Genomic DNA, 25,176 nt, shown 5'->3' with positions numbered 1-25,176 from the left:
AACGGCACAGGCTGGGGGGTATTATTCTTCCGTCCACTGGCTGCCATAGCCCAGTGCAATCACCAGTGCCCGCAACTGCCGGGCAGCGCGCGCCGCATCCTCGCCCTCCGTCAGGGCGCGGAGCAGCTGATTTTTTCCCGTGGTTTCGATATTCACTGTCCAGCCCTTGCCCGCATGCCCCAGCGCATCCCGATTGGGCCAGCAGTGAACCATTTTAATGGTGCTGCGGGGGATGACAGTCTGCCCCAGCGTCAGCGTGTCCGGCGTCACCGTCCAGGTCAAAGCCTGACTTTTTTGCTGTGGAAAAGCCTTAAAAAACACTGGGTAGAGCAGCCGGAACAGGACATATGCCGTCAGCGCCGCGACAACCGCCAGTGTCAGTCCCTCCATGGACAGGCGGGACACCATGAGAAATGTGAGGCCCACGGACAGGGCAATGCTTCCCACCAAGGCAAACAGGGTCCGCCCCCAGCTGCCGTTCTCTAAAATCAATTCACCTGACATTGCAGTGTCTCCTTATATCATGGTCCATACGCTGATGGCATTGGCAGCCGCATGGAGGCCGATAGAGGCCCACAGCGTCCCACTGTAATCATAGGCCCAGGCCAACACCAATCCCGGCACCAGGTATTGAAGCATCAGCAGAAAATAGGTGATGTCCTGCTTCACCACTGCGAACTGCCACACATGCAGCAGGGCAAACAGCAGGCAGCTGGCTGCATATGCCACCGCCCGGCTTTTGGGCCGGAGGTTTCCGAACACCAGCCCCCGGAAAAGCACCTCTTCCACAAAGGGCGCCAAAAAGATCACGATCAGCAGGGTCATGTGGGGCGCATCGTCAATCTGCGCGGAGATGGTGGTGTCATTCAAATTTGTCTGGTTTGCAACCATTAGCTTTGTCAGCCGGTACACCAGCTCGTTGAGGCCGTACAGGGCGATGAGGCCAACGGCCACTGCCCGGCAGGCCGTGCCGAGATTGTCTGCAAACTGCCGGGAGGTGCGGCCCAGAAAGCCGTGAAAAATGATAATGCTGACGGCAAACAGCACATAGTAGTAGAGAATGTTCTGCAGGCCGGAACTGATGTTCACGCCCAGCAGCGTGCCGATCAGGCGGAACAGCGGAGTGGTCACAAAGGGCAGCACCACAAGATAAATTACAAAAAAGACAGTGCCGGCAATCTGCTCTCCCGGGGACATATAGGCAGTGGATTTTTTTCTGGGCATTCCTTCACCTTCTGCAAAAAATTAAAATCATATGCGCCGCTGCCGACACTTCAACTCAGTTTTTGTTTCAGCTCGTACAGCAGACTCATCGCCTCAATCGGCGTCAGCGTATCCGGCTGGCAGCGGCGGAGGGCGTCCAGCACCTCTCCCTCGCTGATGGAGCCCAGGGAGACCTGCTCCGTCTCCTTCCGGGCCGCCACGTACTGGACGCCGTTTTCGCTCTCCAGCTCCGTCAGCACGGTCTTAGCCCGCTGCACCACCTTGTCCGGCAGGCCCGCCAGCTTGGCGACCTCGATGCCGTAGCTCCGGTCCGCGCCGCCGGCGACAATCTTCCGCAGAAAGATGATGTCCTCTCCCCTGGTTTTGACGGCAATGTTGTAATTCACCGTGCCCGGCAGGGTGTTCTCCAGCTCTGTCAGCTCGTGATAGTGGGTGGCGAACAGGGTTTTTGCGCCCAGCAGCTTTTTATCCGCACAGTACTCCAGCACCGCCCGGGCGATGGACATGCCGTCAAAGGTGCTGGTCCCCCGGCCGATTTCGTCCAGAATCAGCAGGGAGTTTCTTGTGGCGTGGTGCAGGATCTCCGCCACCTCCGTCATCTCCACCATGAAGGTGGACTGCCCGGCGGAGAGGTCGTCGCTGGCGCCGATACGGGTGAAAATCCGATCCACCACACCGATGCGGGCATGGGACGCCGGGACGAAGCTGCCCATCTGGGCCATCAGGACAATGAGAGCCACCTGGCGCATGTAGGTGGACTTGCCCGCCATGTTGGGGCCGGTGATGATGGCCACCCGCTCCTCCTTCTCCCCCATAAAGGTGTCGTTGGGGACGAAGAGGTTGTTCTTGAGAACCTGCTCCACCACCGGATGGCGGCCCTCCCGGATTTCAATCACGCCGGACTCGTCCACATCCGGGCGGCAGTAGCGGTTCCGCACGGCGACGGCCGCAAAGGACGCCAGGGCGTCCACCTCGGCCACGGCGGCGGCCGTTTTCTGGATACGGGCCGCGGCGGCGGAGACCTCCTCCCGGAGCTTGCCGAACAGCTCGTACTCCAGGGCCACCACCCGCTCTGAGGCGGTGAGAATCTCATGCTCCAGATTTTTCAGCTCTTCCGTAATAAACCGCTCGCCGTTGACCAGGGTCTGCTTGCGGATGTACTCCGGCGGCACCAGCTCCTTAAAGGAATTGGAGACCTCGATGTAATAGCCGAAGACCTTGTTATAGCCGATTTTCAGCGTCCGGATGCCGGTGCGCTCCTTCTCCCGGGCCTCCATCTCCGCGATGACGCCCTTGCCGCCCTTTAAAATGCCCCGCAGGCGGTCCACCTCGCCGTCAAACCCCGGGCGGATGAAGCCCCCCTCCCGGATGGAGAAGGGCGGGTCGTCGTCAATGGCGGAGGCAATGGTCCCGCCCACATCGTCCAGGGTATCCAGCTCCCGGCGCAGTTCGCTCAGCCGCCGGTCCGTGAAGGCGCCCAGCTGGGTTTCGATGGCGGGCAGCCGCTCAATGGCCGCCCGGAGGGAGTTCATGTCCTTGCCGCCGGCGGTGCCGTAGACAATGCGGCCAATCAGCCGCTCCATGTCTCCCAGGCCCGTCATGGCGGCAATCAGCTCCTCCCGGGCCATGGTGCTTTCCACCAGGGCGCCCACGGCGGCATTCCGCTTGGTGATGGCGGTGACGGACAGCAGCGGCCGCTCCAGAAAGCTTCGCAGGCAACGGGCGCCCATGGGGGTTTTCGTCTTGTCCAGCACCCACAAAAGGCTTCCCTTCTTCTCCTTGCCCCGGAGCGTCTCCGTCAGCTCCAGGTTCCGCCGGGCCGTCAGGTCCAGCTCCATGAACCGGCCCTGCTCGTAATAGTCCAGGTCGCGGATGTGGGAGAGGTCTGTCTTCTGGGTCTCATACAGATAGCTCAAAAGGCCGCCCAGCGCCATGGCCGCCGCCGGATTTCCGGCGGGCAGACGGGAGAAGGCCTCGTCCCCGTACTGGGCGCGGATGTTCCGCTCCGCCTCCGGCAGAAGGAAGCGGCGGGCGCCGCCGTTTTCCACGCGGCAGGAGAACTTCTCCCGCAGGGCATCTGTCAGAGGGCCTTCCGCGTAAGCGCCGTCGCTTAAAATGGCCTCCGCCGGGGAAAAGCGCCCCAGCTCGTTGATGACGTGCTCCACCCGCTCCTTGCCCGTGAAGGCGGTCAGATGGGTCTTGCCGGTGGAGATGTCGCAGAAGGCCACACCGGCGCTGCGCTCGTCCAGATAAATCCCGCAGAGGAAGTTTGCGGCCTTGTCGTCCAGGCAGGCGGCGTCAATCACCGTGCCGGGGGTCACCACCCGGATAATGTCCCGCTTCACAAGGCCCTTTGCCAGCGCCGGATCCTCCAGCTGTTCGCAGATGGCCACCTTGTACCCCTTGGCAATCAGGCGGGCGATATAGGACTCGCTGGCGTGATAGGGGATGCCGCACATGGGGATTTTCTCCTCGGCGGATTTGTTGGGGTCCTTGTCCCGGGAGGTCAGGGTCAAATCCAGCTCCTGGGAGGCGGTGCGGGCGTCGTCGGCAAACATCTCGTAAAAATCGCCCAGCCGGAAAAACAAAATAGAGTCCGGATTGTCCTTCTTAATCTCCAGGTACTGCTTCATCATGGGGGTCAATTCTGCCAAGGGTGTCACCTCATTGTTCGTTGTTCTCTGTCTCTTCCGCCCGGGGGAAAGGCCTGGTGCGGGGACGGGGCGTATGGCCGATCAGCTCGTCCACACTGATGCCGTAAAAATCCGCCAGGGCCACCAGGGTGGAGAGCCCCGGTTCCCGCTCCCCATACTCATAACGCTGATAGACCCGCACAACAACGCCGGCCGCTTTGGCCACATCCTTTTGCAGCAGGCCGTTTTTTGTTCTCAATGTCAAAAGATGCTCTGAAAACGTCATCAAACCTAGCTCCCGCCTCTTGACATGACCGTTTGAGCATGTTATACTTTTCATCATAAGACGACCGTTCGGACATGTCAATTTATTTTTTCAATGCCTGCCCTGTCAGATCTCCGCCACGCTTCCGCCGGTCATGGGGCGCAGCCGCTCCCCCAAAACGGCGGAGAGCCGCTCATAGGCATACGCCCCCGTGCAGTGGCCGGTGTAGTACATGGTTTTCCCGGGCAGCAGCGCCTCGCCGGTGGCGTCGATCAGGGCGTCGGCGGCCGGATCCCCCGCCGCCAGCTCGAACAGGTGGAACCCGCCGAAAAGGGCGTCCGGATCCTTTCCCAGCCGCCTGCGGGCCTCCGCCAGAATATTGACCGCGCCCCGGTGGGCGCAGCCCGCCACCAGCACGGACTTCCCCGCCGCCTGAATCAACAGGCTCTGCTCGTGGCGGAACGCATCGGGCAGCAGCTCGCCGCCCACCTTCTCCCCCAGCTTGGCGCTGGCGGAGCCAATGTCAAACACCGCCGCGGGGTTGGCGAACAGGGTCAGCTCCCGGTCAATCACCGTCTCCTCCCCGGTGAGGACAAAGCGGTCCCGGAACTCCTCCAGCCCCAGGGGCAGGCCGATGTACCGCAGTGCGCCGTCCGCCTCCCGGGCGTAATAGGCGCCGAAGGCGGCCCTGTGGAGATAGATCTGCGCCCGGCTGTTCAGGCGGCAGAAGGCGGCCAGGCCGCCCCCGTGGTCATAGTGGCCGTGGGACAGCACCGCCAGATCCACCGCCGCCAGATCCACGCCCAGCGCTTTTGCGTTGGCCAGAAAATCATCGTTTGGCCCCATGTCGAAGAGGATCTTGTGCCGGGGCGTCTCGATATAGAGGGACAGGCCGTGGGCATGGCAGAGATCCTCCCGGCAGGCGGTGTTCTCCAGCAGGGTGGTCACCCGGATGCACCGCTTCCGCCCCACCAGCTCGTCCAGGGGCAGGTCGTAAAAATCGGCCAGGGCCGTCAGGGCTGTCAACTGCGGTTCCCGCAGGCCCCGCTCGTAATTTTGATACGCACGCAGGCTGAGTCCCGCTCCATCAGCAACTTCCTGCTGCTTCATGGAGTTTTTATGGCGCAGCCGCAGCAAATTTTCGTGGAAATACATAGTGCCCCTTTCTATTGACAGGCACATACGGGTATGTTATATTATACATACCCAAACGTACTTGTCAATTTTGTTTTTAGGTGGTGCTTATGGACGATTACATCACGGTTCTTCTGAATCACTTAACCGAGCACAGCCCGTCCGCCAACTGGGAATACCTTGCCCGGCAGACCCGGCAGCACCAGGCGGGGGAAGCGCTGCGGAACACCCTGTCTCCGGAGCAGCGCAGGCTGTTCCTCCGCTATGAGGAGGCCAGCAACGCCCTTGCCTCCGTCAGCGAGGAGATCTTTGCCCGGCAGGCTTTTTTGCTGGCCAGGGAGATTTTCCGCTGATCCCGGCCTCTCTCAAACCGCCTCGGCGTACAGTGCCCAGGTGTTGCTGGCAGTGACGCGCACCTGGGCAAACTGCCCGATGAGGGCCTTGTCCCCCTTCAGCCGCACCAGGCGGTTGCCCTCCGTCCGGGAGGAGAGGGGATAGTCCGGATCGTCGCTTTCGCCGTCCACCAGCACCCGGACCGTCCTTCCGATATAGGCGGCGTGAAGCGCTGCGGACATGCGGTTCTGCACCTCCAGGAGCTTATCGAACCACTTCTGTTTCTCCGCCCGGGTGGCGGGGTCCGGCATGGCCGCCGCTTTGGTGCCGGGCCGGGGGGAGTAGATAAACGTGAAGAGGGCGTCAAAGCCCACCTCCTCCACCAGCGACACGGTGTCCATGGCCTCGGCCTCGGTCTCGCCGGGAAAGCCGATGATCACATCGGAGGTCAGAACCAGGCCCGGCATCTTCTCCTTGGCGTAATTCACCAGCTCCAGATACTGCGACCGGGTGTACCGGCGGTTCATCTCCCTCAGCACCCGGTCGTTGCCGGACTGGAAGGGCAGGTGCAGCTGCCTGGCCACGTGGCCGCAGCGCGCCATGGTGTCAAAGAGCTTTTTCGTGGCGTCCTTGGGATGGCTGGACATAAAGCGGATCCAATACTCGCCGGGGATGCGGTCAATCTCCGCCAGCAGATCCGCAAAGTCATATCCGATTTCCAAATCGTTTCCATAGGAGTTGACGTTCTGGCCCAGCAGGGTGATGTCCTTGTAGCCGGCGGCCACCAGCTCCCGGACCTCGGCGAGCACCGCCTCCGGATCCCGGCTCCGCTCCCGGCCCCGGACATAGGGCACGATGCAGTACGAGCAGAAGTTGTTGCACCCGTACATGATGGAGACCCAGGCCTTCACGCCCTTCTCCCGCACCACGGGGATTCCCTCGGCAATCGTGCCGTGCTCGTCGTCCACGGCGAAAACCCGCCTGCGGCTGTCGTACACCTGCCAGAGAAGCTCCGGAAATTTCCACAGGGCATGGGGGCCGAACACCAAATCCACATGGCGGTAGGACTCCTTCACCCGTTTTGCCACCCGCTCCTCCTGCGCCATGCAGCCGCACAAAGCCACCACCTGCTCCGGATTCTCCCGCTTTGTGTGGGTCAGAATGCCAAGGTTCCCGAACACCCGCTGCTCCGCGTGCTCCCGGACGGCGCAGGTGTTCAAAATCACCAGATCCGCCTCCTTGGGATCCTCCGTAAAGGTAAAGCCGCACGCCTCCAGCATACCCATCAGCTTCTGGCCGTCGGCCACGTTCTGCTGGCAGCCGAAGGTATCCACGCAGGCCACGGGATGGGCCTGGCGGGCGGCGAACATGGTCTTGATCTTCTCTTCAAAGTCCCGCTGGCGGGCAAGGTCCGCCCCGGAGACCAATACGTTTTCGCGTTCCAACTTTGTTCCTCCAAATACAGATACTTCAACTAGATTATCATAGCATAACCCGCGAAAAAGCACAAGGCGGAATCCAAACGCCCCCGCAGGATTTTGACAATTTTTGTATGGATTCAAGCTTGCCGCTCCGGCCGCTGTGTGCTACAATCAGGGCAATTCCAAAAGGAGTGATGCCCTGTGATCATCCGGCTTGCCGCCCCGGCCGACGCTCCTGCGCTGCTGCGGATTTACGGCCAATATATGGATACCCCCATTACGTTTGAATACACGCTTCCCACAGAGGAGGCGTTTGCCCGGCGGATTGCCGACATCTCCGGGGGGTACCCCTATCTGGTCTGCGAGGAGGACGGCCGCATCACGGGCTATGCCTACGCCCACCGGCAGGCGGAGCGGGCGGCCTATCAGTGGAACGCGGAGCTGTCCGTCTATCTGGACCGCGCCTGCACCTCCCGGGGACTGGGAAGGCAGCTGTACACGGCGCTGATAGAGCTTTTGAAGCTTCAGGGCATCCGCACGGTCTACGGCTGCGTCACTGTGCCCAACGAAAAGAGTGAGCGCCTTCACGAATCCCTAGGCTTCCGGCGCATCGGCACCTACCGCCTGGCGGGGTTCAAGGCCGGGGCCTGGCACGATGTGGCCTGGTTTGAAAAGCCCATTGCCCCCTATGATCAAGACCCCATTCCCCTTCTCCCCTTTCCGGCGGTGCCCCGGGATGAGACCGACGCGGTGCTGCGCCGCTTTTCGCAGCCCCGCCGTTTGTCCCCGCGCTGAATGTTCAAATGAATGCGCCCGGCCGGGCGCGGGAGGAGAGCTTTATGACGGAAAAAGAAAAAATGCTGGCGGGAAAGCTCTATCTTGCGGATGTCCTGCAGCTGTCAACGGAACGGATGGCGGCCAAGGATCTCTGCCATGCGTTCAACCAGCTGCCGCCCTCCCGCGCAGAGGAGCAGGAGGAGATTTTGAAAACCCTGCTGGGCCGCATGGGGGCTTCCTGCTCCATTATGCCGCCCTTCTGGTGTGACTACGGATACAACATCACCGTGGGCAGCCACTTTTTCGCCAACCACAACTGCGTGATTCTGGACTGCGCCCCCGTGATCTTCGGGGACTTTGTGTTCATCGCGCCCAACTGCGGATTTTATACCGCCACACACCCCATCGACAGCGTGCGCCGGGACTGGGGCCTGGAATATGCCCGGCCCATTACCGTGGGCGATCACGTGTGGTTCGGCGGCGGGGTGCAGGTGCTGCCCGGCGTCACCATCGGCAGCAATGTGGTCATCGGAGGCGGCAGCGTGGTGACCCGCGACATTCCGGACGGCGTGGTGGCCGTGGGCAATCCCTGCCGGGTGCTCCGCCCCATTACAAAGGAGGACGAGGAAATTACCATCGGCCTTGAAATTTGACACAGGCGGGGCATACTATTTCCCGTCAATACAACGAAGGAGGACGCAACATGCATCTCTGGCACGACGTCAATCCCGCCCACATGCAGCCGGAGGACTTCTGGGCTGTCATTGAAATTCAGAAGGGCTCCAAGAACAAATACGAGCTGGACAAGGAGACCGGCGCGCTACGGCTGGACCGGATTCTCTATACCTCCACCCACTATCCCGCCAACTACGGCCTTCTGCCCCTGACCCTGGCGGAGGACGGCGACCCGCTGGATGTGCTGGTGCTGTGCAGCGAGCCCATTTTGCCCATGAGCATTGTCCGGTGCTATCCCATCGGCGTCATCATCATGACGGATGACGGCGAGCGGGACGAGAAAATTCTGGCCATTCCCTTTGAGGACCCGGCCTACCGGGAGTTTTCCGACATTGTGGAGCTTCCCGTCCATATCTCCGAGGAGATGCGCCACTTTTTCGCGGTCTACAAGGGGCTGGAGGGAAAGTACACCGTCATCGGCGACGCCAAGGGCCGGGAGGCCGCCATCTCCATCATTCAGGAGGCGTTGGACAAATACCGGCAGGTCTACGGGGCCTGAGCGAAAACCGGGAGAGCGTCTGCTCTCCCGGTTTTTTTACGTCTCCCCAAGCTCCCGGAGGAGTTCCGCCAGCTCCGCCGGCGTGCGGGCCACGGCGTCCGGCGGGATGGAAAACTCCGGCTCTGCGCCCGCCTCCCACCGGACGGCCACGCAGGTGACGGCAGCTTTCGCCCCCCGCTCCCGCAGGATGCGCTCCGCCGCCCTGCCGAAGGCCACATCCCCGGGGTGGTCCCCGATATACACAAACTGTCCGCCGGTCAGGCCCAGCCGCTCCAGGCAGAGCAGGAAGGCCGCCGGGTTAGGCTTCTGGGCCGAATAGGGCACGTCGTCATTGCCCACCACGGCGGCAAAGCACTCCCCCACCCCGTGGCGCGCCAGAGCGGCGCGGATATTGTCCGCGCTGTTTTGGGAGCAGATGCCCATGGGAACGCCGCGCAGCTGCCGCAGCACCTCCCTCAGTCCGCCGAAAAGGGGCGGCAGCGTCTCATCCGCCTGCTGGCAGGGCGCCCACAGGCGGCCCGCCTCGTCCAGGCGCGCCTCCGGCACGCCGCAGGCGTGGGCGTACAGCTCCCGCCAGTTCTTCCAGCGGTAATTGGCCGCCCGATAGTCCTCCAGAGAGGACAGCGCCTCCGGCGGCGGGTTCAGCAGGGCCGGATCCAGCCGCTGAAACACCGCCCGGGTCACCGCCAGGTTTTTTACCATCGTATCGGCCAGCGTGCCGTCGTAGTCCCAGAGAACCGCGTCCAGCATCAAAAGGGCCCTCCCTGCCGCCTGTCAGCGCGGCCCACCAGATAATCCAGGCTGACGCCGTAAAGATCCGCCAGCCGAATCAGCATGTCGATGGGGATGTTGATTTTCCCGTTTTCATAATCAGAATACGTTCCCTGGTTAACACCAAGGTACTTTGCAATCTCAATTTGCTTCATATCTCTGTCCGTGCGAAGTTCACCAATTCTCCGAAAATACATTGTATCACCTCTTGGTAATACAATAGCGTATCGGTAATTCCGATATTGACAAATATGGTTCTCACCGATATTATTTTTTATGGAGGTGATGAACATGCCCCTTTATGAGAAGCGGGACGACGTGTACTGCGGCGGCTGCGGCCATTTTATCCGCCATTACATCTGGTACCGCACCCAATTTATGCCCCTGAGCGTGGGACACTGCACCTTTCCCCGGGTCAAGGACCGGCAGGAGGGCCAGTCCTGCCCCCTTTGGGTCCCGGCGGAGCCGGGGCACAATCCCCTCTGCCCCGCAGAAAAAGGCCGCTGACCGCGGCCTTCTCTCCTGTTTTGGCGCCGGCTGTTACCGCCGGGCTTCCAGCTTCTTGAGCTGGGCCTGGAATTCCTCCGGCAGGCCGCAGGCAAGCTCCACCAGCGCCCCGGTGCGGGGATGGACAAACGAAAGGCCCACCGCGTGAAGGCACTGGCCCTGCAGGCCGGGGACCGGCTTTTTGTTCCCATATACCGTGTCCCCCAGAATCGGGTGGCCGATGTGGGCCATGTGAACCCGGATTTGATGGGTGCGCCCCGTCTCCAGCCGGCACTCCACATAGGTGAAGCCCGGAAACCGCTCCAATACCTTCCAGTGGGTGACGGCGCGCCGTCCGCCGGCCGTCACGGCCATCTTCTTCCGGTCCGCCGGGTGACGCCCAATCGGCGCGTCCACGGTGCCGGCATCCTCCCGCAGGCTGCCCGTCACAATGCACCGGTAAATCCGGGCCAGGGTGTGGTCCTGCAGCTGGGCTGCCAGCTTCTGGTGGGCGTAATCGTTTTTGGCCGCGATGATAAGCCCCGAGGTATCCCGGTCAATCCGGTGGACAATGCCGGGCCGCAGCTCCCCGCCAATGCCAGACAGGGACTCCCCGCAGTGGTACAGCAGCGCATTCACCAGCGTGCCGTCCGGATGGCCGGGAGCCGGGTGGACCACCAGCCCCTTGGGCTTGTTCACCACAATCACATCCCCGTCCTCGTACACCACGTCCAGGGGGATGTCCTGGGGCCGCACATCCACAGGCTCCGGGTCCGGGAGCGTAACTGTCAGCGTCTCCGTCCCGGTCAGCTTGTGGTTCTTCCCCAGGGCCTTTTCGCCGCAGACCACCCGCCCCTCCCCGCACAGCCGGGCCGCGGCGGAGCGGGTCACCCCCTCCAGACAGGAGGCGAGGTACGCGTCAGCCCGCCGCCCCGCATCCTCTTTATTGACTTGGAGTGTCAGAAGCTCCATGGGCGCCGCCCTTCCCGTCGTATTTGTCGTAGAACCACAGATAGTACATACACCCCAGCACCGCGCCGGAGACAATCCAGATGTCCGCCAGGTTGAACACCGGATAGGAGGGCCAGAACTGGAAGTGGAACATATCCACCACATATCCCAGCCGGACCCGGTCGATGATATTGCCCAGGCCGCCGGAGAGCACCAGGCAGCCGGCCGCCATTCCCAGCGGGTGGCGGACCACGCCCTTTGCCAGCAGCACCGCCACGCCCAGCACAATCACCCCGGTGACTGCCACCAGCAGCCATCGCATCCCGGAAAAGCTGGACCAGGCGGCGCCGTAATTATGCACCCGCGTCAGCTCCACCACGCCCGGCAGCAGGGGTCTTGCCGCGTCAGCCGTGGCATAGAGGTTCGGCGGCACCGGGGCGGCAAAGTTCGCCGCCGTCCACCACTTTATCCACTGGTCCAGCGCCAGCAGCACCGCCGCCAGCGCCAGAAACAGCGGCAACGTACCCTTTCTTGAATCCTTCATACCCGTGACTGCTCCTTCCTCTTCGGGTTTTGGGGAAACCAGCCCTTTTTCACCCGCTCCTCCTGCTCCCGGACCTCTCCGATTCCCCACAGGGCGGAGAAGCCGAACAAGGCCACTCCCACGCTGGCGAAGGTGTTTTCCAGCAGCAGCGAGGCAATCACACATGCCGCGCCCACCACGGCGAACACCGGGATGCAGACGTTTTTTCCAAAGTAATATTCCCCTTTGATGACAATGGGGTGCCACACCCCAATGATGCAAAAGGACACGATGCCCAGCAAAATGCCCTGAATATTCATAAGGCCCTCTACCCCCTCTGTTTTTCCGGCACCTTCCGCCGGGAAGTTTATTTTCAGTGTACCCGATTTGACGGGGATTTGCAACGGCGTTGTCACAGCCTTCCGGCCCGCCCCTGCTGGGAAAAAGGCCCGGAAGCGGATGCTTCCGGGCCTTTTACACCGTTTACCGTTCGCTTCAGAACTGGGGCAGATTCTTCACCACCGCAGCGCAGCGGGGGCACAATGTGGGATGGTCGGCATCCTCGCCCACGCGGGTGGAGTGCATCCAGCAGCGCTCACACTTGCCGCCCTTGGCCTCACTGACCTCCACGGTGAGGCCCGGGAAGGCGGTGCCCCGGCCTGTCACGGAGCTCTCGGCAGGGGCGGCACCGGAAACCGCGCAGTCGGAGACGATGAAGATCTCCGCCAGGTTCAGTCCGGACACCTGCATCAGGGCAGCGGCCGTCTCGTCGTCCCCGGCATGGAGAGCCACATGGGCCTCCAGGGCCTTGCCGATCTTCTTGTCGGCGCGGGCGGTTTCCAGCACGGCGTTGACATCGTCCCGCATACGGACGGCCACATCCCACTTGGCCATGGCGGCCTCGTCCAGGGCGTAGTCGGCAAAGGGCTTGTTCATCTCGTTGAACACCACGTTGCGATGGTCGTCCCCGGCGCGGTGGGGCATGGCCTGCCAGATCTCATCGCAGGTGAAGGCCAGGATGGGAGCCATGATTTTGGTCATGGTGTCCAGGATCAGGAACAGGGCGGTCTGGGCGCTGCGGCGAAGGGCGCCGTCCTTCTCCTCGCAGTACAGGCGGTCCTTGATAATGTCCAGGTAGAAGTTGCTCATCTCCACCACGCAGAAATCGTTCACCGCGTGGGTGACCACCAGGAATTCGTAATCGTCATAGGCGGCAAAGCACTTCTCAATCAGTGCGTTCAGCCGGGTGACAGCCCAGCGGTCCAACTCCTCCATCTGGGAGGCGGGAACCAGGTCGCCCGCGTCAAAGCCGTCCAGGTTGCCCAGGCAGTACCGGGCGGTGTTGCGGAACTTCAGATAATTCTGGGAGAGCTGCTTGAAGATGGCGTCGGAGCAGCGGACGTCCGCGTGGTAGTCGGCACTGGCCGCCCACAGCCGCAGCAAATCGGCGCCGTACTTATTGAAAATCTCATAGGGGTCCATGCCGTTACCCAGGGACTTGTGCATGGCCTTGCCCTCACCATCCACGGTCCAGCCGTGGGTGACGCACTCCTTGAAGGGCGCACCCATGCCCAGAGCGCCCACGGCAGTGAGCAGGGAGCTCTGGAACCAGCCGCGGTACTGGTCCAGCCCCTCCAGATACATGTCGGCAGGCCAGAAGCCCTGGTCCTTCTTCATGGATGCGAAGTGGGTGGAGCCGGAGTCGAACCAGCCGTCCAGGGTGTCCTCCTCCTTGGTAAAACCGCTCTTGGCGCCGCAGTGGGGGCAGGCGAAGCCCTCCGGCAGAATTTCCTCCGCCTCCCTGGCAAACCAGGCGTTGGAGCCCTCCTTCTCAAACAGCGCGGAGATGGCGGCAATCGTCTCATCGTTGCAGATGGGCTTGCCGCAGTCCTTGCAGTATACCACCGGAATGGGCAGGCCCCACTTCCGCTGGCGGGAGATGCACCAGTCGTTACGCTCCCGGATCATGGACTTCATCCGGTCAATGCCCCAGCCGGGCACCCAGCGCACGTCGTCGCAGGCAGTACAAGCCTCGTCCTTGAAGGCATCTACGGAACAGAACCACTGGGGCGTGGCCCGGAAGATGATGGGGCCCTTGCAGCGCCAGCAGTGGGGGTAGCTGTGAACGATGTCCTCAGAGGCAAAGAGGGCGCCGCTCTCCTTCATGTCGTTCAAAATGACGGGGTTGGACTCCTCCGTCTTCATGCCGGCGTACTTTCCGGCATAGTCGGTGTGGCGGCCCTGGTCGTCCACAGGCACCACCATCTCCATGCCGTAGCGGCGGCAGGTCTGATAGTCGTCCGCGCCGAAGCCGGGAGCGGTGTGGACGCAGCCGGTACCGGAGTCCATGGTGACATAGTCCGCCAGCAGCAGGCGGCTGGTTTTGGGCAGGAAGGGGTGATCCGCCAGCATGTTCTCAAAGAACGCGCCGGGATGGGTCTCCACAATCTCATAGCTCTCAAAGCCACCGATGCGCATCACCTTATCGGTAAGGGCCTCAGCCATGATGAACACGTCGCCGGAGGGGACCTTCACCAGGGCGTAGGACTCGTCGGGATGCAGGGCGATGGCCAGGTTGCCCGGCAGCGTCCAGATGGTGGTGGTCCAAATCACAAAGCAGAGGCGGCTCTTGTCATAGCCGGAGAGCTTCCCCAAATCGTCGTGCATGGGGAATTTCACATACACGGTGGTGCAGGGGTCGTCCTGATACTCAATCTCCGCCTCCGCCAGGGCGGTCTCGTCCTTGGGACACCAGTACACAGGCTTGAGGCCCTTGTAGATATAGCCCTTCTTGTACATCTCGCCGAAGACCTTGACCTCCTCAGCCTCAAAGCCGGGGTCCATGGTCTTGTAGGGGTGCTCCCAGTCGGCGATGACGCCCATCCGCTGGAAGCCCTCCATCTGCACGTCGATATAGTGCTGGGCAAACTCATGGCAGGCGGAGCGGAAGTCCGGCACGCTCATGGCCTTGCGGTTGAGCTTATTCTGCTTGATGATGGCGGACTCGATGGGCATGCCGTGGTTGTCCCAGCCGGGGATATAGGGGGTGTAATAGCCCCGCATGGCATAGGACCGGGTGATAAAGTCCTTGATGGACTTATTCAGCGCGTGGCCCATGTGCAGCGCGCCGTTGGAAAACGGCGGGCCGTCGTGGAGGGAAAAGCGGGGCTTGCCCTCGTTCTTTTTCAAAAGCTCATTGTATACGTCCTGCTCCTGCCAGCGTTTGAGCATGTCCGGCTCCCGCTTGGGCAGACCCGCCCGCATGGGGAAGTCGGTCTTCGGCAGATTGATGGTCTTGTTATAGTCCATTCCGATGCGCTCCTTTTATTTTTAAAAAGTGATTCATAACACAAAAAACGCCTCTGTCTCCAAAGAGACAGAAGCGTTGTAAGCAAACTTCTGCGGTACCACTCTCAGTTGCCGTCCCCTCACGGGGCGCGGCCGCTCACAGCCTGCAAAAAAACAGGCCGATGCTGTAACGGGCATCACACGTCCACACCTACTCGCGTCGTCTTTCAGCAGGAGGCTCCAAGGTGATTTTCGTCCCGCGTCCCTCTCCGCCTTGCACCAAACGGCAGCTCTCTTCGCAGGGAACAGGGGAATACTCGTCCTTATCCACGCCAAACTATCCAATTCCTCACCTATCTTATCACGTTTCGCCGGTTTGTCAACCGCATTTTCCGTAAAAAGTGCCGAAAAGCCATCAAATCCTACTGGTAGCGATAGCGCTGCCTGGCATACTCATCCACTGCATGGATAAACATCTCCCAGCTGCGGAATTCCAGCGGCTGGCTCTCCTCCACCTCGTGAAAGGACACCACCCGTCTTCTGGTATCCACCCACATCCGCCAAACGGCCTCTCCCTGTTTCTCCGCCATTGTTCCGCCTCCTTCCCGCCCCTCCATATTATGCGATTTTCGCATAAAAATCAATATGCATTTTTTGCATATCATACAATCAGTAAAAAACAGGAGGGTCGCCTATGTACCGTCGGCTGCGTGATCTTCGGGAGGACCGCGATTTGAACCAGCAGGCCGTGGCCGCTGTGCTCCATGTTTCTCAGGCGACGTATTCCCGCTATGAAAGCGGCGCTCTGGATATTCCCAGCGCAGCCCTGATTGCCCTGGCACAGTTTTACGGCACCAGCACGGATTACCTGCTGGGTCTCACCAGCAATCCCGCACCATATCCCCTTTGAAAACAGAAACAAAAAGGACGCCGTACGGCGTCCTTTTTTCAGGCCAATACCAGATAGCCCATGCACAGGGCCACTGCGCTTAAAATGTAATGGCATGCCGGCAGCCACTCCCGGTCCCGGCAGGAGACAATCACGTTTGCCGCGCCAAACACGGCCACTGCCAGCACCATGGGCAGCCAGGTAAACATCCCCCGGATAAAAATAAATTCCAACACTGTTAAAAAGCCAACTGCCAGATAGGCAATCTGCAGGCCGTGTTTCCACGTCATCTTGGGTTCACTCTTTCTTTTATTTATTGGTAGCGGTATTGCCGGCCGGTGTACTGGTCCACGCAGTTCAAAAACATCTCGTGGCTTCGGAACTCCAGCAGCTGGCAGCCCTCCTCCTCGTGGAAGGAGACAATCCGCCGCTTGGTGTCGACCCAGATGCGCCACAGGTTTCCAATCGCTGTATTCTGTTCCATAAGGAAAGCTCCCTTCTTTGCGTCCGCACACATGCAAAATTTCTGATACTATATAGACGATTCAGAATGCCGATTTGTTTCATAAAAGTAAGAAAAAATTTTTACATTGTTTGCCGTCGGATCGCCCGTACCGCTTGCCTGTCAGGAATCCGCCTGCCGCTCCAGCTCCGCCGCCACGTCGGTGCGGAACCGGTCCCAGGCCTCCGGATGTTCCACATAGTATTTGGGGCAGTCCTTCCCCGTCACATCATAGTGGCGAATAACATCTGTTTCCGGGTCCAGATCAAATTCCCGGCACAGCCAGGCGGTCAGCTCCACCGTCCGGCGGTAAGTAACATCGGAAAACTCCCCGGCGTCATCCGGGTGGCAGACCTCCACGGACACGGTGTCGTCATTGCGGGTGTTGGAGGCATAGGCAATCTCCGTCAGGGGAATGCACTGAATCACCTCTCCCTCCAGCCCCACCACGAAGTGGCTGCTGGCATACACCCCTTCCTCGCCGGAGGCCAGGGACGCGAAGTAATTCCGGTTGGCCTCAGCGGTGGTGCCGGGATTCCCCACGTAGTGAATCACCACGCCGTCAATCCGTTCCAGCGCCGTGCCGGGGCGGGACCACTCGTTCACGGGCAGCGCATCCTGCTCCACATACTCGGGAGGCCGAACACCCTCTCCCGGAAGCCCCCGGCCCGCGTTCCACAGCCACAGGGCCGCGGCGGCCAGCACAAACAAAACCACCAGGCACAGGGCCGCAAACCGGGGGTTGATTTTTCGTTTTCTCTTTCGCGACGCCATGGGTCAGGTGTTCGCCTCCTGCGGGGTCCGCTCCTCCGTAGGCACCATCAGCACCTGCTCCCCCGTGTCGGGGTTCTCATAAACCACCGTGCCGGAGACATCCGGCGGCACCCGGCCCGCCTCAGCCGCAGCGCTGTAATTCTCCGTGGCCTCCAGCCCCGGAAGCTGGCCGCCCGTCTCGGAAATCTCATGCACCTCGCCCTGGGTCAGCAGGGGACGACTCTCCGTGGCGATGCCCAGCCGTTTCAGCGCGGCCACCGTCTCCGTATACTCTGGGGTAAAGGAGATCTGCACACTGAAGCGCTCCTCATTGTCCTCTCCCCGATAGCGGAAGAGAAGGTCGTTTTGATACACCTGATTCCAGCCGGCCTTCCGGAAAATGGTGCGGCCGCCCCGCCCGGCGTCGATGTCCCGCAGAAGCGCCGCCAGCACCTCCCGCGCCACAGACTCCTCAAAGGGATAGGTGCTTCCCTCCCAGCCCTCGCCGTTGCTGTAAATCCGCTGGACATAGTCCATCTGCCCGGAGGACAGGTGCTCCTCCAGGTCCTGCACCGTCACATCGTCCCAGTCGCTCATCAAACCGGCCCGCTGCACCGTGGGGTCGCTGGCCAGGGCCGCTGCCCTGGACACCAGGCTGTCCGGCTTTTCCAATTCCTCATAGACATAGGTCAGGCTGTAGCTGCGCCGCAGGGTATTGCCATCCAGATCATAGGTCAAATCCACCCAGCCGCTGTCGTGAGTCTCCCCCGCCGGTTCGGCATCATTGAAGCGGTAATAATCCTTCCGGCGCAGTTCCTCGTCCTTCCCGTCAATCAGCGCCTGGTGGAGATCCAAAAACTTTTGGATCGTCTCCCGATCGGTGACCGTGGCGGAGACGCTGTTGCTGCAGCCAATGCGGACGGAGAGTTCTTTGATTTCTCCAATCTCCGGCACCCGGGTTTCCACGCCGGTGACGTCCAGCCCCACGCCCACGCCCAGCGCCACCACAATGGCAGCGGTGAGAACGGCGCCCTTCCAGCCGGAGCGGAACACCCGGAAGGACTTGCACAGCAGCATCTCTGCCCCGTAAAAGCCCACAAGGCCCAGCGCCACCATACAGAGGATCGCCAGCGTCAGCACGTGAAGCCCCGTGTCCGCGTAAAAGAACTGATCCCAGATCAGTTGGTACAGCCACTGGCCGAAGGTCATGGCGGCGCACAGTCCCACACCGAAGCGGAACAGCTGCCGTGCCCACCGGATGGACACAGTGTCCCCTGCCGTCTCGCTGCGTCGGAGTTTATAAACCACCAGGGCACCCACGGCAAATGCCACGCCCGCCAGGGCGTAAATCCCGAGCGTACCAAGCCCCTCCACATCGTGGTTCACTCTGCAGCGCAGGGCCTCGTTCCACTCGCTGGTGGTCCGCAGGCGGCTTTCCAGCTGGTAGATGGGGGTCAGCCACTGCACCCAGCCGGGGGTGCCGCCGCCCTCATAGCCGTAGAGAAACAGCCCCGCAAAGCTCTGCACAGATGCGTCAAGCACATAAGCCACAGCGTTCCAGGCAACGTAAAATGCCGGGGCCGCCAGCATCTGGCCGGTAAACATGGCGCAGAACACGGCAAAGGCATAGAAAAACAGCATCTGCCCCGCTGCGCAGAGGAACCACAATCCGAGATTCCGCCAGTCCAGCATGCCGGCCGCAGCCTGAACGGCGGCGGTCAGCAGGGCGCTGACAACCAGCGTGGTGAGAAAGACCACGCAGCCCGTCAGGAAGTTGGTGAGAAACAGGCACTCCCGCCGGAGAGGAAAGCTGTGCATCATCCCCACGCTCCGGGCGGTGTACAGATAGGAATACAGGGCCATGGCGAACAGGCAGCCGAAGAGCACTGCCATCCACAGGCCGAATTCCGTCCCCGTCTCCAGCAGGGCTGCGGCGGACCGGTCCGCCAGCTGGGCGGCAGAGTCCACATACCGGGCAGTGACGCCGAAGAGCGTCAAGAACTGATAAACCGGCGCCGCCAGCGTCCAGATGGCCGCGTACAGCACCCACAGGGGCCAGAACCGGGTCAGATTTTTGCGGAGCAGGGTCCCATTCAGGCACTTAAAGCACGATGTCTTTGACTGCATAGTCCGCACCTCCCAGTTCGTAAATAAAAATCTCCTCCAGCGTCAGGGGCACCGCGTCCACCAGCAGCGGGCTGTACGCCGCCACCTTTGCCTCAGCCTCCTCGGCACTCATCCGCATGATCAGGGTGTGAATCCGGCCCACCCGGGAAGTATGAAGCACCGGCAGGTCCGCCGGAACCTCCGCCACACCGTCGGGAAACACCACCTGCAGCTTGACCATGTTGTCCTGCAGCTGGGCCAGGCTCCGCTCCAGCAGCACCTTGCCGTGGTCCATAATGCCCACATGGTCACACACGTCCTCCAGTTCCCGCAGGTTGTGGGAGGACACCAGCACCGTAGTGCCCCGCTGGGCCACGTCGCTCATCACCAGGGACCACACCTGCCGCCGCATCACCGGATCCAGGCCGTCCACCGGCTCATCCAGAATTAAGTAGTCCGGCATACAGGAGAGTGTCAGCCAGAAGGCCACCTGCTTCTGCATGCCCTTGGAGAGGCGGCGGATGGTCCGCTTCTCGTCAATGGCAAAGACCTCTTTCAGCTTTTCATACCGCTCCATGGAAAAGGCGGGATAAAAGCCCCGGTAAAAGCGCATCATATCCCGGACTGTGGACTGGAGGAAATAATACCAGTCATCCGGAATGGCGGCCACCCGGGCCTTCAGGGCGGCATTTTCCCAGACGTTCTCACCGCCGATGCGGATGCTGCCTCCGTCCTGACGGTAAATCCCCGTCAGGTGCCGGATCAGGGTGGACTTGCCGGCGCCGTTGGGGCCCACCAGCCCGTAAACACTGCCGGCCGGCACTGACAGCGTGGCCCCATCCAGAGCCGCAAAGCCGTCAAAAAGCTTGACGGCACCATTCACCTCAATCATACGCACACCTCCTTCATCAGATCCAGCAGCTCCTGCTGGCTGACACCCAGATACCGCAGCTCCGCCAAAAGCTCCCGGATCTTTGCCAGCAGCTCCTGCTTTCTGGCCGCATCCGCGCCGCTGTTTCCAGCGGCAAAGCTGCCCTTGCCTGGGACGGAGTAGATGTACCCCTCGCTCTCCAGATCGTTATAGGCCCGCTGGATGGTATTGGGGTTGATGGCCAGCTGGGTGGCCAGCGCCCGCACAGACGGAATTTTATCGTCCGCCTTGATGGCTCCCGTGACAATCAGCTTTCGCAGTCCGTCCTTGATCTGCTCGTAAATGGGGCGGGAGTCCCGGTAGTTCAGGCTGATCATCGTCCTCACCTTCCCTTCTGCGGCAGATGGATTCTGCCTGCCACAACTGTATTAACTGTACTAATACAGACAGAGTAGCATAGGTTTCTTTACCTGTCAATCCCTTTCTTTGGAAACTCCGCCCGGAAATTTTTCTTGACTTTGGGCGGTGTGGGACGGATGATAATACCAAATATATACATTTTTATGATCCGTTTTTCAGCAGGTCCCCGTACAGCCCATTGGACAGGAAAAGGAGCTCTTCATGGACAACCGCCCTATTTTAAAAAAACGCACCTTTCTCTACCTGACGGAATTTTTCTCCGGCGTAGCTGTCATGGCGGTGGAGCTGGGTGCCAGCCGCCTGCTGGCCCCCTATTTCAGCTCTTCCCAAATTGTCTGGACCATTATTATCGGCACGATTATGATTGCCATGGCTCTGGGCAATATTTACGGCGGCCGGGAGGCGGACAAACACCCCAACCCGGATCGTCTGTACCGGCGGATTTTAATTGCCGCCATTTGGATCGCGCTGATTCCGGTGGTTGGAAAATACGTGATTCTGGCCGTTTCGGCCCTGCTGATTTTTACAGTCAGCACCAACTTCCTCATTGCCGCGGCCTTTGCCGCCTGCATGATCATTTTTGTGTTTCCGCTGTTTCTGCTGGGCACCGTCACCCCCTCTCTGGTGAAGTACACCACCAAATCCCTGGAGGACAACGGACGCATTGTGGGGAATATGGAGGCCTTTAACACGGTGGGCAGTATTTTGGGTACATTCCTGCCTACCTTTGTCACCATTCCCGCGGTGGGGACCTCTGTCACGTTTTTGATTTTTGCGGGCATTCTCCTTGCCTTGGCATTGGTGTATTTTTTAAGCGGGCGAACGCATCTGCGGACCTGCGCGGCCGCCGTCGCCGCCGTCGTACTCTGCGCTGTGTTCGGCCATACGGACAGCTTTGCCTTCTGGGAGAGCGATCTCCTCTATGAGGGAGAGTCCGTGTACAACTACCTTCAGGTCAAAGAGACGGACCGCTCCGTCATTCTCTCTACCAACGTGCTCTTCGGCGTCCAATCTGTCAAACAAAAGGGCGGCGGTCTTACCGGCATGTATTACGATACCGCTCTGGCGGCCCCGTTGATGGCGGATATTCAGAAGAAGCCCCAATTTGACATCCTGATTCTGGGCATGGGCAGCGGTACATACGCAACGCAGTGCGGGGAGTTTTTCCCTTCTTCTCCCGACCGCAATCTGTCCGTCGAAGGCGTGGAAATCGACCGGTCCATTACAGATTTGGCCCGCACGTACTTTGATCTTCCGGAGGACGTAGCGGTAGCCACTTACGACGGGCGGGCCTACCTGCAGGCGGTAGACAAGCAGTACGACGTGATTCTGGTGGACGCCTATCAGGACATCACCATCCCCTTTCAGATGTCCACAGCGGAGTTTTTCACGCTGGTCCGTGACCACCTGAAGGAGGACGGCGTCATGGCAGTGAACATGAACATGCACTCCGACGGAGCGGACAGCATCAACGCCCATTTGGCAGACACCATTGCCTCCGCGTTTTCCCATGTCTACACTGCCGATGTGCCCCACACCACCAACCGGGAGCTCTTCGCCTGGAACTGCAGCGATGTCCTGGAGACCTTTTCCGCCAACACGGACACGGTGGAATCCCCCGAGCTGCGGCGGCTGATGGAGACGGTTTTGGAAGATCGCCTGGTCCCCTACCAGGCCGGGGATCTGCTGCTGACAGACGACTGCGCCCCTGTGGAGCTACTGGGAATCCATGTAATTGATACCCTGATTCAGAATGAAGTGGCGGCATACCGGGAAGTATACGAGCAGGAAGGCGTTCAGGGCCTGATGGACCGCCTTTTGTAAAAGGGGTCCACGGCGGTTTTGGGGCACTCAGCCCACCGCCCGCAAAAAAATGTTTCCCTGCGCAAGTTTTTCTTTACAACCAAATGCTTCTATGATATAGTTCATTAGGTATGCAAATGCATACAAATATTGCCCCAGCGCTTCGTTTTGCGGACTTTCACCGATCCCAAGGCGCAGTCCTGCGGGTGCTATTATCAGAAAGGTGGAACTTTACTATGCTGCGCAAAGAACAGAAAACTGCCATCATCGACGCAAACCGTACCCACGAAAACGACACCGGCTCTCCCGAGGTCCAGGTCGCCATTCTGACCGAGCGGATCAACGTGCTGACCGAGCACATGCGGGCCAATCCTCAGGACAAGCACTCCAACCGCGGATTGCTGCAGATGGTCGGTAAGCGCCGCCGTCTGCTGGACTACCTGCAGAAAAAGGACATCGAGCGCTACCGCGCCCTGATTGCCAAGCTGGGTATCCGGAAGTAAGTTTGAAACGGGGTGGTGTAGGATCTCCTTCACCACCCTTCTTTCACATCTATGCGCCGCGGACGCGGCGTACCCGTCTTTCGTCTTTTCACCAGGAGCCGCTGTCTTTTTGTGTTTGAAAGTGTGCCTGAATCCACCGGCCGCCGGACGGTAATCGTCTCGGACATGCTTTCAAATGCGAAAAGAGCCTCTCCTGAGTCATTTGTAAAGGAGCAACATTATGTCAACTATTATTACCAAGCGGCAATTCTCCAACTACCACAAGTACGAAATGGAGCTGGCCGGCCGGCCCCTGACTCTGGAAGTGGGCAAGCTGGCAGAGCTTGCCAACGCCGCCGTCATGGTGGGTTATGGCGACACCCGCGTGCTCTGCTGCGCCACCGCTTCCGCCCGTCCCCGGGACGGCATCGACTTCTTCCCCCTGAGCGTGGACTTCGAGGAGAAGATGTATTCTGTGGGCCGCATTCCCGGCAGTTTTAACCGCCGGGAGGGCCGGCCCGGCGAGAAGGGCGTTTTGACCAGCCGTGTCATCGACCGCCCCATCCGCCCCCTGTTCCCCTATGATTTCCGCAACGACGTCTCCATTATGTGCACGGTCATGAGCGTGGATCACGACTGCTCTCCCGAGATCGCGGCTTTGATCGGCACCTCCGCCGCCCTGGCCATCTCCGATATTCCCTGGAACGGCCCTGTGGGAGCCCTGAAGGTCGGCCTGGTGGATGGCAAGCTGGTCTTCAACCCCAACAGCGAGCAGCGGAAGGTCAGCGACCTGGACGTGACTGTGGTTTCCACCGATAAGAAGGTGGTTATGATTGAGGCCGGCGCCAACGAAGTTTCCAACGATGTCATGTTTGAGGCCATCAAGTCCGCCCATGCGGAAAACCAGAAGGTCATCACCCTGATCCATCAGATGGTCAGCGAGATCGGCAAGCCCAAGTTCGACTATCCCCATGCCGACTTTAACCAGGAGCTGTTCGACGATATTGTGGCCAACTTCATGGACGAGGCCAAGGCCGCCATGGACACCGACGACAAGAACGTCCGGGAGGCCCGCTGGAACGCCATGATCGAGCACTGGCATGAGAAGTACCTGGAGCAGTATCCGGATATGGACAAGTATCTGGAGGAGTTCACCTATAAGTTCCAGAAGAAGATCGTCAAGGCCTGGCTGCTGGAAGGCCACCGCGTAGACGGCCGCCAGAAGAACGAGATCCGTCCTCTGGCCGCCGAGGTGGGCGTGCTGCCCCGTGCCCATGGCTCCGGCCTGTTCACCCGCGGACAGACCCAGGTTCTGTCTGCCTGCACCCTGGATACCCTCTCCGCCAACCAGAAGCTGGACACCATCTGGGAAGAGACGGAGAAACGCTATATGCACCACTACAACTTCCCCGGCTATTCTGTCGGCGAGGCCAAGCCCGCCCGCAGTCCCGGCCGGCGTGAGATCGGCCACGGCGCCTTGGCAGAGCGGGCCCTGCTGCCCGTGCTGCCCTCCGTGGAGGAGTTCCCCTATGCCATCCGGGTTGTCTCCGAGGTGCTCAGCTCCAACGGCTCCACCTCTCAGGGCTCCATCTGCGGCTCCACCCTGGCGCTGATGGATGCCGGCGTGCCCATCAAGGCCCCTGTGGCCGGCATCTCCTGCGGCCTGATTCAGGATGACGACGGCTCCTTCACCACTTTTATCGACATCCAGGGCGTGGAGGATTTCCACGGCGAGATGGACTTCAAGGTGGGCGGCACCAAGAAGGGCATCACCGCCATTCAGATGGACCTGAAGAACGACGGCCTGACCATGGAGATCATCAAAGAGGCTCTGGACACCACCTATGACGCCCGCTGCCAGATTCTGGACCAGATCATGCTGCCCGCCATCGCAGAGCCCCGGAAGGAAGTCAGCCAGTACGCACCCAAGATGATTACCATGCACATCGATCCCTCCCGCATCCGGGAGGTCATCGGCTCCGGCGGCAAGGTCATCCAGAAGATCGTGGCCGACACCGGCGCGAAAATTGACATCAACGACGACGGCTCCATCTTCATCGCCGGCGTGGACGCCGCCAGCTGCGACGCCGCCAAGAAGTGCATTGACGACATTGTGTTTGTGCCTGAGGTGGGCGCCCTGTACTACGGCCGGGTTGTGCGATTGATGACCTTCGGCGCCTTTGTGGAGCTGGCCCCCGGCAAGGACGGCCTGGTGCACATCTCCAAGCTGGCCGACCACCGCATTGAGAAGGTGGAGGACGCCTGCAAGATCGGCGACATGATGTGGGTCAAGGTCACGGAAATCGACGA

The 25,176-nt window shown here is 60.6% G+C and carries 28 protein-coding genes; 9 read left to right on the top strand and 19 right to left on the bottom strand.

The window, feature by feature from the left end; translation table 11 throughout:
- Window positions 1–21: 21 nt before the first annotated feature.
- The 5 genes from BMZ81_RS06195 to BMZ81_RS06175 form a co-directional block, all read right to left on the bottom strand.
- A complete protein-coding gene (locus BMZ81_RS06195; protein ID WP_091129890.1) occupies window positions 22–504 on the bottom strand; it encodes a hypothetical protein in 483 nt (160 codons plus the stop codon).
- Between the two features lie 12 nt (window positions 505–516).
- Window positions 517–1,224 (bottom strand): CPBP family intramembrane glutamic endopeptidase, encoded by a 708-nt coding sequence (locus BMZ81_RS06190; RefSeq protein ID WP_091129888.1) that lies wholly within the window; start codon window positions 1,222–1,224, stop codon window positions 517–519.
- A 50-nt stretch (window positions 1,225–1,274) separates the two neighbouring features.
- Window positions 1,275–3,878: a DNA mismatch repair protein MutS gene (gene mutS / locus BMZ81_RS06185; RefSeq protein ID WP_177187223.1), complete on the bottom strand. Its 2,604-nt coding sequence runs from the start codon at window positions 3,876–3,878 to the stop codon at window positions 1,275–1,277.
- Between the two features lie 10 nt (window positions 3,879–3,888).
- Window positions 3,889–4,143 carry a helix-turn-helix domain-containing protein gene (locus BMZ81_RS06180; protein WP_177187222.1) on the bottom strand — a complete coding sequence of 85 codons (255 nt, stop codon included), beginning with the start codon at window positions 4,141–4,143 and terminating at the stop codon, window positions 3,889–3,891.
- Window positions 4,144–4,248: 105 nt separating this feature from the next.
- A complete protein-coding gene (locus BMZ81_RS06175) occupies window positions 4,249–5,277 on the bottom strand; it encodes an MBL fold metallo-hydrolase (RefSeq protein WP_177187221.1) in 1,029 nt (342 codons plus the stop codon).
- An 89-nt stretch (window positions 5,278–5,366) separates the two neighbouring features.
- On the opposite strand from BMZ81_RS06175, the gene BMZ81_RS06170 reads away from it, so the two are divergent.
- Complete coding sequence (locus tag BMZ81_RS06170) at window positions 5,367–5,609, top strand: hypothetical protein (protein WP_091129881.1); 243 nt, start codon at window positions 5,367–5,369, stop codon at window positions 5,607–5,609.
- A 12-nt stretch (window positions 5,610–5,621) separates the two neighbouring features.
- Here the strand turns inward: BMZ81_RS06170 and miaB are convergent, their stop codons facing one another.
- Window positions 5,622–7,034, bottom strand: a complete 1,413-nt coding sequence (gene miaB, locus BMZ81_RS06165) for a tRNA (N6-isopentenyl adenosine(37)-C2)-methylthiotransferase MiaB (protein WP_091129879.1) — start codon at window positions 7,032–7,034, stop codon at window positions 5,622–5,624.
- Between the two features lie 177 nt (window positions 7,035–7,211).
- On the opposite strand from miaB, the gene BMZ81_RS06160 reads away from it, so the two are divergent.
- The 3 genes from BMZ81_RS06160 to BMZ81_RS06150 are packed head-to-tail and all read left to right on the top strand — an operon-like array spanning window position 7,212 to window position 9,021.
- Window positions 7,212–7,805: a GNAT family N-acetyltransferase gene (locus BMZ81_RS06160; protein WP_091129877.1), complete on the top strand. Its 594-nt coding sequence runs from the start codon at window positions 7,212–7,214 to the stop codon at window positions 7,803–7,805.
- A gap of 44 nt (window positions 7,806–7,849) precedes the next feature.
- Window positions 7,850–8,440 carry a sugar O-acetyltransferase gene (locus BMZ81_RS06155; RefSeq protein ID WP_091129874.1) on the top strand — a complete coding sequence of 197 codons (591 nt, stop codon included), beginning with the start codon at window positions 7,850–7,852 and terminating at the stop codon, window positions 8,438–8,440.
- A gap of 50 nt (window positions 8,441–8,490) precedes the next feature.
- Window positions 8,491–9,021 carry an inorganic diphosphatase gene (locus BMZ81_RS06150; protein WP_091129873.1) on the top strand — a complete coding sequence of 177 codons (531 nt, stop codon included), beginning with the start codon at window positions 8,491–8,493 and terminating at the stop codon, window positions 9,019–9,021.
- A 36-nt stretch (window positions 9,022–9,057) separates the two neighbouring features.
- On the opposite strand, the gene BMZ81_RS06145 is transcribed toward BMZ81_RS06150, so the two are convergent.
- The gene (locus BMZ81_RS06145; protein ID WP_091129871.1) at window positions 9,058–9,771 is read right to left on the bottom strand and encodes an HAD family hydrolase; all 714 of its coding nucleotides are present in this window, start codon (window positions 9,769–9,771) and stop codon (window positions 9,058–9,060) included.
- Window positions 9,771–9,989, bottom strand: a complete 219-nt coding sequence (locus tag BMZ81_RS06140; protein ID WP_091129869.1) for a helix-turn-helix domain-containing protein — start codon at window positions 9,987–9,989, stop codon at window positions 9,771–9,773. Before BMZ81_RS06140 ends, BMZ81_RS06145 begins: the two co-directional genes overlap by 1 nt.
- Before the next feature lie 94 nt (window positions 9,990–10,083).
- On the opposite strand from BMZ81_RS06140, the gene BMZ81_RS06135 reads away from it, so the two are divergent.
- Entirely contained in the window at window positions 10,084–10,299 is a 216-nt protein-coding gene (locus BMZ81_RS06135) for a hypothetical protein (RefSeq protein WP_091129867.1), read from the top strand.
- A gap of 33 nt (window positions 10,300–10,332) precedes the next feature.
- Here the strand turns inward: BMZ81_RS06135 and BMZ81_RS06130 are convergent, their stop codons facing one another.
- The 5 genes from BMZ81_RS06130 to BMZ81_RS14015 form a co-directional block, all read right to left on the bottom strand.
- Window positions 10,333–11,250 carry an RluA family pseudouridine synthase gene (locus BMZ81_RS06130; RefSeq protein ID WP_091129866.1) on the bottom strand — a complete coding sequence of 306 codons (918 nt, stop codon included), beginning with the start codon at window positions 11,248–11,250 and terminating at the stop codon, window positions 10,333–10,335.
- Window positions 11,222–11,773: a signal peptidase II gene (gene lspA, locus BMZ81_RS06125; protein ID WP_091130127.1), complete on the bottom strand. Its 552-nt coding sequence runs from the start codon at window positions 11,771–11,773 to the stop codon at window positions 11,222–11,224. Before lspA ends, BMZ81_RS06130 begins: the two co-directional genes overlap by 29 nt.
- Window positions 11,770–12,072, bottom strand: coding sequence for a DUF4491 family protein (locus tag BMZ81_RS06120; RefSeq protein WP_091129863.1), 303 nt, complete (start codon window positions 12,070–12,072; stop codon window positions 11,770–11,772). The genes lspA and BMZ81_RS06120 overlap by 4 nt, the downstream gene beginning before the upstream one ends.
- A 175-nt stretch (window positions 12,073–12,247) precedes the next feature.
- Window positions 12,248–15,061 carry an isoleucine--tRNA ligase gene (gene ileS / locus BMZ81_RS06115; RefSeq protein ID WP_091129862.1) on the bottom strand — a complete coding sequence of 938 codons (2,814 nt, stop codon included), beginning with the start codon at window positions 15,059–15,061 and terminating at the stop codon, window positions 12,248–12,250.
- A gap of 401 nt (window positions 15,062–15,462) precedes the next feature.
- Complete coding sequence (locus BMZ81_RS14015; RefSeq protein WP_177187220.1) at window positions 15,463–15,630, bottom strand: hypothetical protein; 168 nt, start codon at window positions 15,628–15,630, stop codon at window positions 15,463–15,465.
- A gap of 104 nt (window positions 15,631–15,734) precedes the next feature.
- Between BMZ81_RS14015 and BMZ81_RS06110 the strand changes: the two genes are divergently transcribed.
- The gene (locus tag BMZ81_RS06110; RefSeq protein ID WP_091129860.1) at window positions 15,735–15,950 is read left to right on the top strand and encodes a helix-turn-helix domain-containing protein; all 216 of its coding nucleotides are present in this window, start codon (window positions 15,735–15,737) and stop codon (window positions 15,948–15,950) included.
- 38 nt (window positions 15,951–15,988) lie between these two features.
- Here BMZ81_RS06110 and BMZ81_RS06105 read toward each other — a convergent pair whose 3' ends face one another.
- The 6 genes from BMZ81_RS06105 to BMZ81_RS06085 form a co-directional block, all read right to left on the bottom strand.
- The gene (locus BMZ81_RS06105) at window positions 15,989–16,219 is read right to left on the bottom strand and encodes a hypothetical protein (protein WP_091129859.1); all 231 of its coding nucleotides are present in this window, start codon (window positions 16,217–16,219) and stop codon (window positions 15,989–15,991) included.
- A 23-nt stretch (window positions 16,220–16,242) separates the two neighbouring features.
- Window positions 16,243–16,413, bottom strand: a complete 171-nt coding sequence (locus BMZ81_RS14010) for a hypothetical protein (RefSeq protein ID WP_177187219.1) — start codon at window positions 16,411–16,413, stop codon at window positions 16,243–16,245.
- 141 nt (window positions 16,414–16,554) lie between these two features.
- Complete coding sequence (locus tag BMZ81_RS06100; RefSeq protein WP_091129857.1) at window positions 16,555–17,205, bottom strand: peptidoglycan recognition protein family protein; 651 nt, start codon at window positions 17,203–17,205, stop codon at window positions 16,555–16,557.
- 3 nt (window positions 17,206–17,208) lie between these two features.
- Entirely contained in the window at window positions 17,209–19,311 is a 2,103-nt protein-coding gene (locus BMZ81_RS06095) for an ABC transporter permease (protein WP_091129855.1), read from the bottom strand.
- On the bottom strand, window positions 19,286–20,182 hold the full coding sequence (locus tag BMZ81_RS06090) for an ABC transporter ATP-binding protein (protein ID WP_091129852.1): 897 nt from the start codon (window positions 20,180–20,182) through the stop codon (window positions 19,286–19,288). The genes BMZ81_RS06095 and BMZ81_RS06090 overlap by 26 nt, the downstream gene beginning before the upstream one ends.
- Window positions 20,179–20,538, bottom strand: a complete 360-nt coding sequence (locus BMZ81_RS06085) for a GntR family transcriptional regulator (RefSeq protein WP_091129849.1) — start codon at window positions 20,536–20,538, stop codon at window positions 20,179–20,181. Before BMZ81_RS06085 ends, BMZ81_RS06090 begins: the two co-directional genes overlap by 4 nt.
- A gap of 244 nt (window positions 20,539–20,782) precedes the next feature.
- On the opposite strand from BMZ81_RS06085, the gene BMZ81_RS06080 reads away from it, so the two are divergent.
- From BMZ81_RS06080 to BMZ81_RS06070, 3 genes are all read left to right on the top strand, one after another.
- Window positions 20,783–22,405 carry a spermidine synthase gene (locus BMZ81_RS06080; protein ID WP_091129847.1) on the top strand — a complete coding sequence of 541 codons (1,623 nt, stop codon included), beginning with the start codon at window positions 20,783–20,785 and terminating at the stop codon, window positions 22,403–22,405.
- 215 nt (window positions 22,406–22,620) lie between these two features.
- Complete coding sequence (gene rpsO / locus BMZ81_RS06075; RefSeq protein ID WP_091129845.1) at window positions 22,621–22,887, top strand: 30S ribosomal protein S15; 267 nt, start codon at window positions 22,621–22,623, stop codon at window positions 22,885–22,887.
- Window positions 22,888–23,107: 220 nt separating this feature from the next.
- A partial coding sequence (locus tag BMZ81_RS06070; protein ID WP_091129842.1) for a polyribonucleotide nucleotidyltransferase occupies window positions 23,108–25,176 on the top strand: 2,069 nt, incomplete at its 3' end.

The sequence above is a fragment of the Oscillibacter sp. PC13 genome (assembly GCF_900115635.1).
Lineage (GTDB): Bacteria > Bacillota > Clostridia > Oscillospirales > Oscillospiraceae > Oscillibacter.
Note: the sequence above shows the minus strand (reverse complement) of the source record. Positions and strands in the feature narration are given on the sequence as shown.